We start from the raw sequence: 16,166 nt of genomic DNA on the forward strand, positions 1-16,166 counted from the left end.
GGCTTTCTCCAATTGTAAGCGGCTATTCTGTTCGCGGCGATGGCGCGATCGATTTCGCCAAAGCCTTGCCAGTCTCCCTCGGGAGATGGCGGTGTTGTCGGGATTTGTCATCCGAACTTTTCGATTTAGCGACAACTCCCCCCATCAAGGCGGCGGGCAAAACCGGATCGCTGGCGTATCTGTACCCATTTATTCCGGACCCAAAACGATCGCGGATGTCTTCAGGAAACCGAAGCTCGTGGACCGCTTTGTCGCAATCGAAGGCCTTCGCGCCATGATCGAACAACGCAAAGCGCGGCCCGGCGAAATTGCTCAAGCGGCTGTCGAGGGCAGAGTCTCGAAGAAGATGCAACCCCATCTCGAAGCCTTCGCCTCCCATGGACAAGCAACCGGTCAAACTCACCAAGTCGGTCAAGGATCGCCTGCTCAACCGAACACGGGCGGAATGCAAAGTGTTCAACGTCGTCCTGGGGCGCTTTGGCCTTAAGCGCCTCCAAGTTCAATCACCCGTCCGTCGCTTGGACCTCGCACGCCTTTGTATTTCAGCGACATAATTCGGTTTTCTGCTTGCGGGAATCACAGGACTCTGCATGATACCGCATTGAGGGGAGAGGGTCGCGTAATGGCAAATTGGGCGTTTACCAGATGGCGTGGCTTAGGCGGCGCTCTGGCGCTGTTTGTGTGCGTGCCGCTCACGTTCGCGGGGTGCACAGAAGAAACCGATGATTATCGTTACCGCCTGACTGTTGAGGTCGAAACACCCGATGGGTTGCGCTCGGGTTCGAGCGTTATCGAGGTCGAGACAGAAATCGTGCGCCCGGGATCAAATCCGGCGGGAAGCGCCGTCAGCTGGAAAGTGCGCGGGGAAGCTGTTGCTGTTGACATGCCAGACGGAAGCACGCTTTTTGCTCTGTTGCGCTCCAACAATGACGTAGAATGGCCGGCGCGAGTGGTGCCCATGGCCATCATGCGGGGGCGTAACCTCAGCTGGGAACAGGTCTATGCAGAGCTCCCTCGCATGGACGGTGTGCAGAGATTGCCGCGCAACTGGCCCGCAAATGCAATCCTGCCCGAGCGGTCTGCCTATCCCATGCTGGTCACATTTGGCGACATTTCCGATCCCACCAGCGTCATGGAGATCGATCCTGATAATCTGGCCGCTACCTTCGGCGAGGGATACGCCCTCCATCGCATAACCGTCCAGATCACCGACGATCCCGTTACTACAGGTATTGAGGAACGGTTGGGGTGGCTGCCGGAATTTTACGACAAGATGCTTGACGGTCAGCGGCTTAATTCAATCGACGCTGAGAACAGATTAGCGAACGATCTATCGCAAGGCGCATTCAGTAAGGGAATTTTACAATGATCAGGGAAGTATTTCTCTCACTTCTGGCCTTGGACTCCTACAACCGCGGATATGGTCAAAATGTGGTCACAACATCTGGCGACTCCGCCGCAGGACAGAACGAGCTAGGTCGTTTCATAGGGACAGCACAGATCGTTCGACAGGATATTACTGATCAAGCCCAAGCCGCAGGCTTCTACGCCATCGCCTATAATTGGAATGGCGAGACGATCATTTCGTATCGCGGCACGAACTTTCCGACAGGTGGCGGTGGCCTTTTTTCTACAATTGGAGAAGTGGCCGACTTCTTTGCTCAGGATTTTGGCCAAGGTTGGACGATATTCACGGGGCTGGGAACTGGTGCCCATGCCAGTTTGGCGGAGGAGTTCTATAAAAACGTCACCGGGCTCGAGTTTCGTGATACCGGTGTTTACGTTTACCCCTCAAACATTACGCTGACTGGCCACTCGTTGGGCGGGGCTCTTGCAGGATATGTGAGCGCGCGCACATATGCTGACGCGGTAACGTTCGATCCCGTTCCCTTTGGGGCATATACCTTTCGGCAAGTCTTCAGTGATGCCCTGGCGGCCACTATTGAAGAGTTCTTTGCTGACGTGCAGACGCTGGAAGATGCCCTGGCTGCGGCAGGCGAGATCATTCTCGGCGAGCTTATTCCCGGCAACGACCGGACGTGGCAGGAGTTCTACGACAGGCTCTCCTCAAATATCAACATTCGCGAGCCGATATTTGAGCAGGTTGGAGGGTACTATCTCCAAGGTGAAATTGCTTCACTCATAACCAACCTGCAGATCGTTGGCGGTGCTGCACTGCTTGACGTCGGCCCGCTGAGCGCGCTGGCGCTCCAACAACTTATAGAAGGTGCCAGCAATGCGCTGATTGGTGATCGCGATAATGTGATCGATGTAAGCAATCGGGGGCTGCCCTCGGACGGGCTTGGCGATTCCGTCGCGTTGCACAGTATGAGCACACTGACGTTGATGCTGTTTGGGCAGGAGCAGTGGTCCAAGAATGAGAATGGCGGCACGGAATGGGAGCAAAGTATCCGTTACGTTTTGCCGCACGCCAGTGACGCCGAACTCGGAGCTCATTTGGGGTTGGGCGCCAACACGGGGGCAGCCGATGCGGGTTCTCAGATGTCGACGATCATAGCCTATTCTCTGATCGACACTGGCGAGAAGCCGTTTGGTGATGTCGGCATTCGCGCACTGTTCAACGATGCCGATGATCTGGGCAAGGCTCTGGGGTCGAGCACATTCACCGCGACGGTTGATGCGGACGCCCGCGAAGAAATCGGAAAGCTGGTTGCGCAATTTGCCGGTTTCACATCGGTCAACAAGGCTCTTGGACTGAATGGTAGCCCCGATTCAGCTAAGCTTGCAGGTGTGCTCGACTTTGATAACGGGGCACTGGATATTCATCTTTCAGAAGAGCGGTGGAAGCTCGCTGACGGAACGACTGCAAACATTCTGGGACGGCAAAACCTTATTGAGAGCCTTCTCCCGGATAGCGGCCGGACTTCCGCCTATTTGCTCGCTGCCAGATGGTATCGAGAGCAGAAGTATGGAGAAGGCAACCCAGCGGGCCTGCTGGGCCCCGGGCTGGCAGACGATATAGATATTGTCCGGATCTCTGCGACGCAGGGAGCGTCTTATTATGATCCCGATTCCGATGGTGTCGTGTTCTCAATTGTGGGCAGTGTGACTACAAATTACGTCTACAGCGATAATGTCGAGCTGATTTATGCCACCGGTAGCGCCAATTCTCTAAACGGCGGTGGCGGAAACGATATGCTCATCGGTAGCGACGCCAGTGACACTCTGATCGGCGGAAGTGGCTCCGACTTCTTTATCGGTGGCGCTGGTGTGGACTACATCTGGGGCGGAGAAGAGGGCGAAAAATCCCAATCTGACGATGATATCGACTTTGTAACCTATGCCGATCAGATCCAGTCCGTAACCCTGACCTTCAGCGGCCAGGCGAAGGCAGTGGAAATCAAAGTCGATGGCGGGTTTAGCGGTCGAGATTACTTGTATTCCATAGAGCACGTTGAACTGACAGAGTTTGACGATCGCTTATTGTTCGACGGCATTGTGTCCGAGGGCATCAAGCTGACCATCGATGGGAATGGTGGGCAGAGAGGCAATATCTTACAATTTGGCAAGCTGGAAGACGGGATCAATCTCGTTATAGACAAGGACGGCGGTGCTTTAAGGAGCGCGCAGGCGTCTGACGGTCAGATCGACCTCATCGGATTTGGCACTACAATCAGCGGTACCGATTTCGATGACAGTATCACCGACCTGAGCGATGATGATAAAATCATCTTCGGCGGTGAAGGCGACGATACCATTTCGTTGGGCTTTACGCCGGGTGACGGCATTTTGATGGGCGGTGCCGGTGACGACAACATCACTGGTGGCAACGGTAATGATATCATCATCGCCGGCACTGGCAGTTCGCATACCTTACGCGGAAGCAATGGCGCAGATCTCATCATCGCGGACGAGTTATCGCGAGCTTACGCGACCATACCGGATTTGCTTGCCGGCAACACACCGGACCCCACCCGCATAGAAGGCGGTACTGGACACGATTTCATTGTTGTCGGCGTGGTGGAAAACGACCTCGGTTATCCGATGTCCGTCGCGGTGTCGGGCGGATCCGGCAACGACTATGTTTATCTGTCGACGGACAACCCGCAGGATTGGGAGCAGGAATTCGACGGTTCAACTTGGATCGCATCTCGCGGCTTCACGTACAACTATTTCGGCGGCCAGACCTCCAGCGGGCCTGGTGGAGGCTTCTTCGTTCCCGGTGATGGCAGGGATCATATCGTCCTGTCTGACGTGGCAATCGCCCAGGAGGGCGGCTTCAGGCTGAACGTTAGCGGCGTTGCTGCTCGTGACATGCGTTTCACCTTCCAGCAGACTTCGGTCGAACTCTTCGGTCAGGGGTCGGAAGGACTAATCCCGATCGACGAGTTCGATCCCTCAATGTACCAGGACGGGCCGTTCTACCTTGCGAGATATACTGGCACACTACTGATCACTTTCCCGGGTGGCGGTGACAGTATCGTGATAGAGAACATGAGCGCCTTTGGCAGGGCGATCGGAACCACTGCGGCGCTCGAAGCCGGCAACCCGGCCGATTCTTCCGTCACGGCGTTCGGCTTTGGCATCGAGGGTATCCCGATCTACTCCACCAATGGATCACCCAATTCGCTATTCGCGAACCAGATCCGGTTCGGTACGATTTCGAGCGAATACTTCAGAGCGCAGAGCGATTTCGCTGCAGCTACCGGCGGTATTTCCGCTCTCTCTGCGGTGCCGCAAGCGGCAATGGCAGGCGACGGTACCGACGCTGCAGCGTCAGTCGCATCCGCAGCCGCAGTCGAGCCTGCAACCAACGACACCTATTCGTACGAACGCGGTGACAGAACGATCGATGCGGGAGAGGGCTTCGATACGTTCGAATTGTTCGGTGATCTCACCGATTACGTGCTGAGCGTGGTTGATGGGGTGATCACCGTAAGGGATCGCTGGGGGATTATCGGCAAAAGCACGCTGATCGGTTTCGAATCCGTTTATTCAATTTCCGACGACACATCCTACTCGATCGACCAGCTTGTTGCCGGTGAATTCCCGGTGCGCGGCATTCGATTGGATGGGACGCCGGGTGATGATGTTCTGGAAGGAGGAAGCGGGCGCGACACGATCAATGGTCTCGGTGGCAACGATATCATCGACGGAAATGGCGGAAACGATATTCTTTCAGGCGGCTCGGGAGATGACGTAATCAATGGGGGTTCGGGTGATGACAGCCTCGACGGCGGTTCCGGCGCAGACGACATGCGTGGTGGAACAGGCGAGGACCGTTACGTGGTCGACGATGCCGGAGACAATGTCGTGGAACTGGAAGGCGAAGGCGAGGACACTGTCATCGCGCATGTCGACTACACCTTGGCCGCCAATGTCGAAAACCTTTACCTCGCAGGCGAAGCAACGTCCGGAACTGGGAACGCGCAGGCCAATCTCATGCGCGGGCGAACCGACAGCGACGACACACTTTCGGGCGCTGGTGGCAACGACCGGATCTTCGGTCTCGGCGGTGACGATACGATTTCCGGCGATGACGGGGATGACGAGCTGTTTGGCAACGCGGGCGACGACACCCTGCGCGGCGGTGCGGGTGACGACTACTTGAGTGGAGGATCTGATCAGTCTGAGGCGGGAGGCAACGGGGACACCGCTGTCTATGCAGGAACACGTGCCGATTATGAGGTCACCTTCATCGGCGGTGGCCGCGTACAGATTTCGGCAATCGGAACGACCGGAGAAGGCACCGATGTTCTTTATGGCATCGAGCGCATACAGTTCCTACAAGAGACCGGTGAAAATCAATTCTTGTTGTTGGAAAAGCCGGTAGTACTCGGTCCGGTTGGAGAATTCATTACTCAGGAGGATGCGCCTTTCGCGCTCCCATTCCCTGTCGACAGCATAGTTGATCCGTATGGCGGGGAAATTCGTTTCACCGCAAGTCTGTCTACCGGCAGGGCACTTCCGAACTGGTTGAGTTTCACCGATGGTCAGTTCATCGGCACCCCGCCTGCCGATTTCTTCGGTTCGCTCAATCTCGTCATTACTGCAACAGGATCGGCCGGCGCAATCGACGTGCCCGTCACCTTCGTGGTCGAGAATGTTCCGGATGCTCCGCGCCTCGTCGGTGAAATCCCCGACTACGATATTGCAGGAAGCGGCATTTTCATCGGCATTGCGGGCTACTTCCTTGATCCGGATGGCACCCGACCGTCCTATTCGGTCTCACTTGCCGACGGCCGCGATGCGCCGAGCTGGATAAGCATTTTTTCAAGCGGTGGCCTCTCGATCCGCCCGCCGGCAGGCGAAAGCGGCCATTACTCCCTGCGGATCACCGCAAGCGACAATGTGGGCTCCGCCAGCGACGTCATGATCATAACCTACGGCGGTGGCGGCAACACGTTACCGGTATTCCAGGGCATGATCCCGTCCATTACTGTCGATGCGGGTGAAATGATCGAGTATGCTGTGCCTGCAGATTTCGTGTTCGATGCTGACGCTGACCTTATCGAGTATACGGTCCTGCAGCAGGATGGCAGCGATCTGCCGGATTGGCTGACGTTCGATGGTCTCACGCTTTCGGGGACTGCGCCTGCAGTGGGCAGCGAAGACCTTTCCCTCGCACTCATCGCTAGCGATGGTTTCGACAGCGTTTCGAGCCTTTTCAACGTAGGCATCGTGGGAGGCAACGCAGGTCCTGTAGTGTCCGGTAGTGTTCCGGCGATAGAGGCGCTGGAAGACGAGCCTTTCGCAATAGCAATTGCAACCAATCTCTTCTCCGATCCGGATGGAGATCCGTTGTCCTTCAGCCTGTTGGGCGCGGACGGATCCGACTTACCCGACTGGCTAGCCTTCGACGGCCTGAACCTATCGGGTCAGGCGCCGGACAATTTCAACGGTGAACTCCAACTCCTCCTGCGAGCTTCTGATGGCTCGTTGCATGTCGATGCGCCGCTTGATCTGCGCATCATTGCCGTGAATGACGCGCCTGAAGCCGTTGGCGCGCTTCCCGGACGCGAAATTGCCACGGGCGATTTGGTCGATTGGACGATCCCGCCCGGTACATTCGTCGATGTCGATGGTGATGGGCTGACGCTTACCGCCTCGCTCGCCGATGGTTCGGCCCTGCCAGATTGGCTTTCATTCGACGGATTGGCTTTCGCCGGTGAGGTCCCCGGCGGCGTGAGCGGATTGTTCGACATCGCCGTTAACGCAAGCGACGGATCCCTTTCCGCTTCGACCGGCTTCACGCTCTCCGTCATCTCGTCCAATTCGCCGCCACTGGTCAATGACGATGGCATGTTCATCGGACTCCAAGCCCGGAGTCTGGTCATTCTTGCGAGCGATTTGCTGCAAAATGACAGTGACCCCGATGGAGACCCGTTGACCATCGTAGCCGTGAGTGACGGTGGATTCGGAACAGTCACTATCGATGGTAACGGAAACCTGGTTTATTCCGCCGGAGCTGATTTTGTCGGGCTTGACGCTTTCTCCTATACCGTATCGGACGGGCAGGAATTGGCGACCGCCTCCGTTTCATTGCGCATTGACAGCCTCTATCAGGGGTGGTCGCAAGGCACCTCAGATGATGACAGGCTTTTCGGTAATCACAGGGCGGAAAACCAGATTTTTGGTGCCGGAGGTCATGACCATATCAAGGGTGGCCAGCTCGATGACTCGCTTGCCGGTGGTTCGGGCAATGACAAGATCCAAGGTCTGTCGGGCAACGACATGATTTGGGGCAATGCTGGCGATGACGAACTGATCGGCAATGGCGGCTTCGATACGGCATACTACTTCGGTGCTAGGTCAAGTTACTCGATCGTGGTATCTGGTGGTGCTGTCTACGTGACCGACGAGAGTCCGCACGCAGATGGCGACGATGGCACCGACAAGCTTGAGAGCATCGAGAAGCTGTCCTTCAAGAATGGTGAAACCGTGTCATTGGTTTCGCCGATAATAGTCGACATCGGCGGTGATGGAATCACCACGCTTTCTAGCCGTGAAAGCCATGCACGGATTGATCTCGACGGGGATGGCCGCGCCGATGACACAAGTTGGATTGGTGCAACCGACGCATTTTTGTTCCTTGATCGTGATGGAGACGGGACTTTCAGCGGCGGTTCCGAAATGTCGTTCATCGATGATCACCCCGGAGCTAAAACTGATCTTGAAGGGCTCGCCGCGTTCGATTCCAACAAAGATGGCGTTCTTGACGCTGCCGATGAGCGTTTCTCTGAGTTCAACTTATGGAACGATCGCAATGGCAATGGACGTGCCGAAGCTGACGAGATTCTCAGTCTGGCCGATGCGGATATCGCAGCTATCAATCTATCCGGTAGTGCTGTGGAGTCAGCCTACGGATTTGGTGATGTAGTCGTGGTAAACGAAGGCAGTTTCGTGCGGTCAGATGGTACTGAGGGGATGCTCTATGACGCTGCCCTGAGCTATTTTTCGGCACCAGGGAGATCGCAATTCTCGATTGATCCATTTGAGAACAGGATCGAGCGAATGCAAGGAAGGGGTGCGCGAGATGACGTGTTCCGCAATTTCATCCAGGATGAGTATATTGCGCCACGTCTAGCCGAGCTCGATTTGGACATTGGTGAGACACAGAACCTTTTCGACCAAATGGAATCTCTGCAAATCGAGGATGATCGCTTTGATCGTTCCAGTTTCGTCGCTTCCAATCCTTGGTCCGACACAGGCTCCCCCTATGATCAAACACACGACTTGGGAGTCGCCCTCTTTGGGAGACAGCAGCACCTTGAATGGTTTGTTGTCGAGAGCGTCCAAATCACCTGATCACAGCGAGTTCGAATTTTTGGATCGCGTTACTCAGCGAAAGATTGCTGGTCGACTGACGTCAATTGTTTCTGCGCGCTGCGGGCTCAATGCTCGCAGTATGCAGCATGCAGCATGCAGCTTCACTAACTCCAACCTCTGTTCAATTGACAACGGCACGAGGCGGGCGCAGTTTTGCTTCTGCTTTGGCTCGAAGAGTTCCGGAAATTGGCTTGGGCAAACAGATAGCGACCCGGCGCGAATTAGATATTCAAGTGAAGGCGATAACCGTTTGACCTAGGCGTAGTCTACTTGGGAGGTGGCCGGGCTGATTTTTTCCCAGATCATAAGAATGCTTTGCTCGATCCTTGCGCCCTCGCCAGGTGAAACAGGTGAATGCAACTCGCGGCCGAAGAATTGCGGCTTTTAGGGTCACTGCAGGTAATTACAAATGGCTGAGTTTAGGGCGCATTCCAAACCGGCGGCAAATGGGCCGTTATCGGTCAGTCTGATGTCGGATGTCGTGACTTCGAAAGCCGACGTTTTGGTGTCGACGAGATCATCGCCGGTGGCGGTTGAAATCTGATAATTTATTTGCGCTGTTTTGGTGGCTGCTTTTGTTTAGCGAGGCGTCAGGAAGAAGTATGGCACGCGAATCATTCACGCCAACGACCCGGCTCAAGCTCGGGCAGAGAGCTGCCTATCGCTGCGCCTTTCCCGGTTGCAACCGCTTGACAATTGGCCCCGGTGTACAAGCCGACAAGATCGAGAATAGCGGAAAGGCCGCGCACATCTATGCCGCATCCGAATATGGCCCCCGCGGACAGGGTTTACTGACCCCGGAAGAGCTAAAGGCAATCACCAATGGTATATGGATGTGCGGCCATCACGCCGATCTGATCGACAAGAATAGCGGTGAACGGTATCCGGTCGCGGTGCTCAAGAGCTGGAAGGCGCTACACGATTATCGTATCGCCTATGAACATAGCGGACGCGCCGCCGCTTTTGGCTTCGTGCGTTCATTAACCTTGCTGGCCTCGCCGCGTTTCGAACCAACGACGATCGAGTTCGGCAAGACCACGTTTCTAGTTGGCGGAAATAAGAGCGGCAAGACAGCGCTGCTCGACTGGCTGTCGGTTCTCGACAGCCCACGCCGCTTGCGGCGATGGTTGGAACCCCGCCAGCTTCACTACGCACTGCTCTTCGATGCCCCCGGCGAGCATCGATTGGAAATCGAGACGGGTAATGGCGCTGTCCGATTTAACCTGGATGCTCGTCAAGTGGCGTTCAACCATCATCGCATCGCTGTAACCGCCCTCACAAAGCGCTACGACCACTCTGCGGAAGACGATCTCGCTAATATGATGAAGCTCTTTCATCTAGACGACATCAGCGTCCGTTCGCTTGCCGAACTGATCGACAGCACAACGCTTTACCTGCGCTCAGCGCGTTTCGAACGAGAGACCGACGATGAGGGCGAGATGCGGGAAACCCTACAATGCAGACTTCAAGATGGCTCCGAGGTGCCCTTCGCTGCGCTATCGGGAGGCGAACAGGGGCGGGTCATTATGGAGTTCGCAATCGCGCACATGACGAGTGTCGCATCGGTTGCCCCGGCACTGCTTATCGTCGAGCGACCGAATCTTTGTATCGATGACGCCGGGTTCGGGTTCTATCTTGACTACTTTTCGAGCAGCGAGTGCCGTTTTCAAACGGTGGTTACCCAGTTCACCTTAACCGAGGATATCAAGGGCTTGGGTTGGCAGGTCTATCAGTTGACAGGCGCCACCGACACCGCACTTGGCAAGATTGAACCGGTCCTGCCGAGTAAGTCAAAATCGGGGATGACTGACCGCTAATTGTGAGCGACACCGTCATCCCGTAATCAGTTAATCGTTTTGGCCATGCGATGCCGGTCAGACGAACGCTCGGAGTCCGCTCCAGACAAGAGCTGTCGTTAAACCCATCACTCTGGGATGGTGGTTTTGTCCCAGAAAGCCGCCATCTGCCCGGTTTTGCAACTGTGACCGCTCCCAAGCGGAAACTACGCGGGGATGAATGGCAGACATTAGGGCGCAAGACTGTCACAACGTTCGCCCTCAACAAGGCAGGAAAGGGAACGGCTTGCTCGTTAGAGTCCTGATCCGCTGTTTTTGCTAGATTTTGTTTTCCTTTCGACGCATCAAGACCCAGGGCTAACAGGGGAAGTGACATGAAGCTGGCAGTGGCCGCTGCCATTGTTGTGGCAATTTCATCGCCAGTAATGGCACAGGAGGTTCAGAACATACCGCTGCGCGTGGCAGACGGACCGCAGGGCAATGCAATCCTGCCAGCGGGGACCCAGATCCCGCTGCGAATGGTTGATACGGTCACCACCAGCCGAGATACTTGGGAGCAAGGCGACACGTTCGATCTGGTCGTGGCGCACGACATCATGCTTGGCCAGTACATCGTTATTCCAGCAGGCTCGCCGGCCCAGGGCCGCATAACCGAACTCTCGAGCCGAGGTGCTTTCGGGCGGTCTGGCAAAATGGATATCGAGATCGAGCATATCATAGTCCATAACCAGCGTATCAATGTGAACGGGACATTCCGGCAGGAAGGTGAAGGTGCCACACTCGAAACCCTTGGCGGCGTGCTCGTCGCAGGTGTATTTGCGGGTTTCATCACGGGAGAGAGCGCAACCATTCCGGCAGGGCGCGAGCTCACGGTGACTCTCGAAAACGGCATCGAGATTGATGTTCTGGCCAGCGATATCGAAAACGAGTCACGCCAAATCAGCGAAGCCGATGCCGATTGGCGGACATACCATCAATACACCGACCGAAACCTCACACCTTCAGCACGCGTGATGCAAGCGCGCCAGATGCGCGATGCTGCCATTGCTGATGCACAAAACAGAGCGGCAGGTCAGGCAAACATTCGTGCAGCCGTGGTCACTCCGCCAATCGACGAAGAGGACACATCAGGCGAGGTCATGCCTGACATGGCGGAGGTTGAAGTAGAGTAACAGCGTCACGAAGTCCGCAGCCAGCTGAAAAGCATTTCGGCGGCAGTCCCCTTATTGCACCCGGTATCGGCGTTTCCTTCCTCGGCAGCGCGCTCCATGACGATACGTCTCACGTTGAAGCATGAGCACGCTGCCGAGCATAACCGGATCTTTAGGGATCTAGGCATCCGCCAGTGGAATGACGACTTCGTAGACTTTGAAGCCGACAAAGCGACGGCAGATGCAGCGGTGACTGTAGACGAAAATGCCGGGCCAGCGGCTGAGCATTGACCCGCTTGTTTCGCCCTCGTTCGCCGCTTCTCCGACATCGTGCCTTTTTGTCGCCACTGCCGTCATGTGCGTGCATCGGGCACATCACGGGACTACAGAAGCGACCCCGGCCATGCTAGAATGCCAAAGCAAGGTGGTGACGGTGCAGGATGTGAGTGATGCTTAGGGACTGGCAGGACAAAGAGGATGATGGCTCAATCCATCCCTACGCTGAACTGGCTCTTTATGGCCTTGGCATACTCGCGCTCGTTGCTGCACCATTTGTCTTCGCAGCCTTATGACCATCATTCTCGCAGCTTTGGTGGCCTGGACGCCGCCCATCGGGGTTTGTCCTGAAAGCGGTGTTCGGATAACCTGTGTCCACGATGGAGACAGCTTCATCGTCGAACGGGAACGCATGCGGATCATGGATATCGACACGCCTGAACTGGAAGGCCAGTGCGCGAGCGAAAGCCGTCTTGCCATCAGAGCAAGAGACCGTCTGGTCGAACTCCTGAACGCAGAACCCTATCGCATTCATCGTGATGGCGAAGACCGATACGGACGAACGCTCGCAGTCGTGACCAACTCTCGCGGTTCGATTGGCGACCAGCTGGTGAGGGAAGGTCTTGCCAGAACGTGGAGCGGTCGTCGCGAAACCTGGTGCTGACGTGTTACTCGGCGGTTGAGGAAGCTTCAACGCGTTGAAGGGCGCAATTTGCCTCAAGTCTCTCAGCGATTGGCTTGGAAGGAGGATGAGCCCTTCGAAAATTGGTGCGCAGCGGAGAAGTAGCCATTTCCGCCGCGCACAAGCCAGGCTGTTGCCCCGGCTATAGGCAGTCATCCGGCTTTCGAAGTTAGCACGGGTGATCGATAGCAGGCCGTCCCTGTCTGACTTGTCGCCCGACCTTTCCATTTCCCTTGGAATTAACCCGCCCTATAAAGCACCATAGTTGATACATTATAGGCCGATTGCGCCTTTACGACTCGATGTTGACACATTAACCTGCCCCGTGTAAGGACGCAAAATCGATACACAAAGAGTCAATTTGCAGATAATGTTTCGATAATGCCACATTATGATTCAAAAAGTCTACAGCCTCTCTCGGTGTTGTTATCCGACCTCGGAAAACAGATCGAAGCATATCGCATATCACGCAATCTCAAGCAGGCCGAGCTTGCGGAAATGGCTGGCATCTCGCGTTCAACGCTCGCACGCTTGGAAGCCGGCAATGGCGGAACCATCGATAGCCTTGTCAGGATAATGCGTGCACTTGAAATTGAAGACCGCCTTCTGGATGTCATGCCGGACGCCAAGCTGAGCCCGCTCGATCCCCGGTCCGACACCGGCAAGGCGCGGCAAAGGGTGCGCAAGTCTTCTGAAGGTGAGGCTGGCGAGGAATGGAGCTGGGGTGACGAGGCCCCATGACGCGTGCCGTAGTCAATCTCTGGGGCCGTCAGATCGGCGCCGTCCTGTGGGATGAGGATCGCGATGTCGGGGTTTTCGAATACACTCCGGAATTCAGCCGCAGCGGTATCGAAGTCGCCCCGCTCACAATGCCCCTGCGAAGTGGCGTCTACGACTTTCCCGCGCTGAATTACGAGACCTTCAAAGGGCTTCCGGGCATGCTGGCCGACAGCCTGCCCGACAAGTTTGGTAACGCCCTGATCAACCGTTGGCTTGCCGAGCAGGGCCGCACAGCCGACAGCTTCGATCCGGTCGAGCGCCTTTGCTATACCGGTCGCCGAGGCATGGGCGCGCTCGAATTCGAGCCTGCTACCGGTGAGCGGCGTGAACAGGGTCGGCCGGTCGATATCGCTCCGCTTGTCGATCTGGCGAACAGGGTCATTGCTGCGCGTGAAGAACTCGCCGGTGTGCTCAAGGGAGAGGATGATCAGCGCGCACTCCAGGAGATCCTGCGCGTCGGAACCTCTGCCGGCGGCGCTCGGGCCAAGGCCGTCCTCGCCTGGAACGAGGCAACCGGAGAATTCCATTCAGGGCAGCTGACTGCAGGGCCCGGCTACACGCAATGGCTGGTCAAATTCGACGGCGTGTCGGGCAATTCCGACAAGGAACTCGCCGACCCGATGGGGTTCGGCCGCCTCGAATACGCCTGCTATCTGCTAGCCAAAGAAGCCGGTGTCACTATGGCCCGCTCGCGCTTGCACGAAGAAGGTGGGAGGGCGCATTTCATGACCCAGCGCTTCGATCGCACGCCAGACGGCAAGAAGCTCCATATGCAATCGCTGTGCGCAATGCGGCATTTCGATTTCAACCTTGCCCGCGCCTACAGCTACGAACAGGCGATCGAAACCATCCGCATGCTCGGTCTCGGACGCGAAGCGATCAAGGAGCAGGTGCGCCGCGCGCTGTTCAATGTCTTCATTCGCAACCAGGACGACCACACCAAGAACATTGCATTCCTCATGGACAGCTCAGGCAGATGGAGCCTCTCGCCCGCATTCGATGTCGTATACGCCTACAACCCTGATGGCGAGTGGACCAGCGAGCACCAGATGTCACTAGCCGGGAAGACCGATGGCTTCGAGCTCGAGGACCTACTGACTTTCGGAAAATTCGCAGACCTAAAAACAGGCGAGATCAAAGCCATGATCGAAGAGATCAAAGAGGCCATCGGCAACTGGGAAAAGCACTGCGATGTAGCGGGAGTGCCGAATGAAATGGCGCAAAGGGCGATGCTCGGCCTTCGTTCGAACATTCGGTAACAGGATCGAATTTCATGGAAATCGTTGAAATAAAGTCGACTTCGGCCATCTGTGCAGGCAGAAGAATGCGATGACACAGCATCGTCAGATCAAGCTTCCGGAAATCGCAAGACTGCAGGAAGCGTTTCTGGCCTTGCGCCCCTTGGTACGCGGCGGGCTGCCGCGCGCGCCCAAGCAGACTTACCACCTCACAAACCTTGAGAGTGCATTTGGGGAACTCCGAACCGGCCTTTCCCAAGCGATAGACGAGGGTGGGCTTGTCAATCCATGGTCGATTGCAGGACTCAAGCGCGACGAAGTCAGAAATGCTGCTGCTCTCGCCGGAATATGGCTCCCTGAGTTTGGCGGGGCAGCTTCAATGCGCTTCTTGGCAAATGTTCTGAATACGGCATTGCCGAGCGAAGAATGGAGCAAAGAACTCGCCGAGGGTTACCGGGTCGAAACCGAGTTCAGCCCGATCGGAGATATCTCTGATCGCGTGGACCTGGTCATCGAGTCCCAAAATCATCTCGTCGGCATCGAAGTAAAGATCGACGCAACGCTCGGATACCAACAGCTGGAGAGATATTCGGCCTCCATGAATCGCCGTGCATCAATGACGGGCAAGCAGTCGCACGTTTTCCTGCTTGCCCCGTTCGCAAGCCCGAATCCTCTGACACCTTCCATAACCTGGAGGGAGATTGCGCGCGCCGCGAGAGCATCAGCCCCAAGTAGGTTGCAACACCGCTCATTCGCCGAGCAACTTATCGTTAGTTTTGGCGATCATGTGCAAATTTTCTAGGATTTGGAGATCATGAGCGAAACTTCTGTTGGTAAACTGATCGTTCGGCACATTGAGGAGCTGGAAGCAGCTCTCCGCTACTCGAGAGGGCCGATGAGCCAGTCGCTCGGCAACGCCCTCGCCGATCTGGTGGATGATCGCAGGCGAGCCCTCGATTGGGACGGCGAGGTCAATCGTGACCTCAACGAAGGAATCTGGTTTGCGCCAAGCGAATGGCGAACTGCGGATAACGATGAAGAAAGTTACGACCTTTACGTTGAATTCAAGGAAACAAATTGTCTCGATGGGAAGGAAGCGGACACTTGGATTGGTGCCTTCTGCGGCTTTGCAGGAGCCGGAGTTCGCCTCCGCCTAAATACCAATGCACTTGGTCCGCGCGACTGGAAAGCGCTGCTTCGTACCGAAACGAAAGTCATTGACCAGCTCGTTGAAGGCGGCTTCTTGTGCGACCCAAAGAAAGGAGAACTTGCAGCTCTCATTTCAATTGAGAAAGACAAGCTAGCAGAAGCATTCGCTGTGGATGAATTCGACGAAGCTCTGCAACCCTTTGGCTGGGCAATCGATAGAATAGCGAATAAGCGGTCGAGCTTCGATGAGCTCGTCGCAGCGATTAGAAGGGTGCGCTGATACGGAGATCAGTGTTGTTTCCGT

11 protein-coding genes are annotated in these 16,166 nt (G+C 56.0%); 9 read left to right on the forward strand and 2 right to left on the reverse strand.

The window, feature by feature from the left end:
- Positions 1-22 precede the first annotated feature (22 nt).
- On the reverse strand, positions 23-415 hold the full coding sequence (locus GC121_RS15835) for a hypothetical protein (protein WP_199857720.1): 393 nt from the start codon (positions 413-415) through the stop codon (positions 23-25).
- Between the two features lie 207 nt (positions 416-622).
- Here GC121_RS15835 and GC121_RS03100 point away from each other — a divergent pair, with 207 nt between their 5' ends.
- The 4 genes from GC121_RS03100 (at position 623) to GC121_RS03115 (ending at position 11,758) form a co-directional block, all read left to right on the forward strand.
- Positions 623-1,369, forward strand: coding sequence for a hypothetical protein (locus GC121_RS03100; RefSeq protein ID WP_151972711.1), 747 nt, complete (start codon positions 623-625; stop codon positions 1,367-1,369).
- The gene (locus GC121_RS15195; RefSeq protein WP_199857721.1) at positions 1,366-8,769 is read left to right on the forward strand and encodes a putative Ig domain-containing protein; all 7,404 of its coding nucleotides are present in this window, start codon (positions 1,366-1,368) and stop codon (positions 8,767-8,769) included. Before GC121_RS03100 ends, GC121_RS15195 begins: the two co-directional genes overlap by 4 nt.
- A gap of 623 nt (positions 8,770-9,392) precedes the next feature.
- Positions 9,393-10,607: a hypothetical protein gene (locus GC121_RS03110; RefSeq protein ID WP_151972712.1), complete on the forward strand. Its 1,215-nt coding sequence runs from the start codon at positions 9,393-9,395 to the stop codon at positions 10,605-10,607.
- 353 nt (positions 10,608-10,960) lie between these two features.
- Entirely contained in the window at positions 10,961-11,758 is a 798-nt protein-coding gene (locus tag GC121_RS03115) for a hypothetical protein (RefSeq protein WP_151972713.1), read from the forward strand.
- Between the two features lie 159 nt (positions 11,759-11,917).
- On the opposite strand, the gene GC121_RS15200 is transcribed toward GC121_RS03115, so the two are convergent.
- On the reverse strand, positions 11,918-12,085 hold the full coding sequence (locus GC121_RS15200; protein WP_199857722.1) for a hypothetical protein: 168 nt from the start codon (positions 12,083-12,085) through the stop codon (positions 11,918-11,920).
- Between the two features lie 220 nt (positions 12,086-12,305).
- Between GC121_RS15200 and GC121_RS03120 the strand changes: the two genes are divergently transcribed.
- The 5 genes from GC121_RS03120 to GC121_RS03140 all read left to right on the forward strand — a co-directional run bounded on the left by GC121_RS03120 (position 12,306) and on the right by GC121_RS03140 (position 16,142).
- Positions 12,306-12,677: a thermonuclease family protein gene (locus GC121_RS03120; protein ID WP_151972714.1), complete on the forward strand. Its 372-nt coding sequence runs from the start codon at positions 12,306-12,308 to the stop codon at positions 12,675-12,677.
- A gap of 399 nt (positions 12,678-13,076) precedes the next feature.
- A complete protein-coding gene (locus GC121_RS03125; protein WP_151972715.1) occupies positions 13,077-13,436 on the forward strand; it encodes a helix-turn-helix domain-containing protein in 360 nt (119 codons plus the stop codon).
- A complete protein-coding gene (locus tag GC121_RS03130) occupies positions 13,433-14,734 on the forward strand; it encodes a type II toxin-antitoxin system HipA family toxin (protein ID WP_151972716.1) in 1,302 nt (433 codons plus the stop codon). The genes GC121_RS03125 and GC121_RS03130 overlap by 4 nt, the downstream gene beginning before the upstream one ends.
- Before the next feature lie 70 nt (positions 14,735-14,804).
- Complete coding sequence (locus GC121_RS03135; RefSeq protein WP_151972717.1) at positions 14,805-15,515, forward strand: PD-(D/E)XK nuclease family protein; 711 nt, start codon at positions 14,805-14,807, stop codon at positions 15,513-15,515.
- 12 nt (positions 15,516-15,527) lie between these two features.
- Positions 15,528-16,142, forward strand: coding sequence for a hypothetical protein (locus tag GC121_RS03140; RefSeq protein ID WP_151972718.1), 615 nt, complete (start codon positions 15,528-15,530; stop codon positions 16,140-16,142).
- The last annotated feature ends 24 nt before the right edge of the window (positions 16,143-16,166 follow it).

Origin of the sequence: Erythrobacter sp. EC-HK427 (assembly GCF_902498745.1) — a bacterium.
Classification (GTDB): domain Bacteria; phylum Pseudomonadota; class Alphaproteobacteria; order Sphingomonadales; family Sphingomonadaceae; genus Alteraurantiacibacter.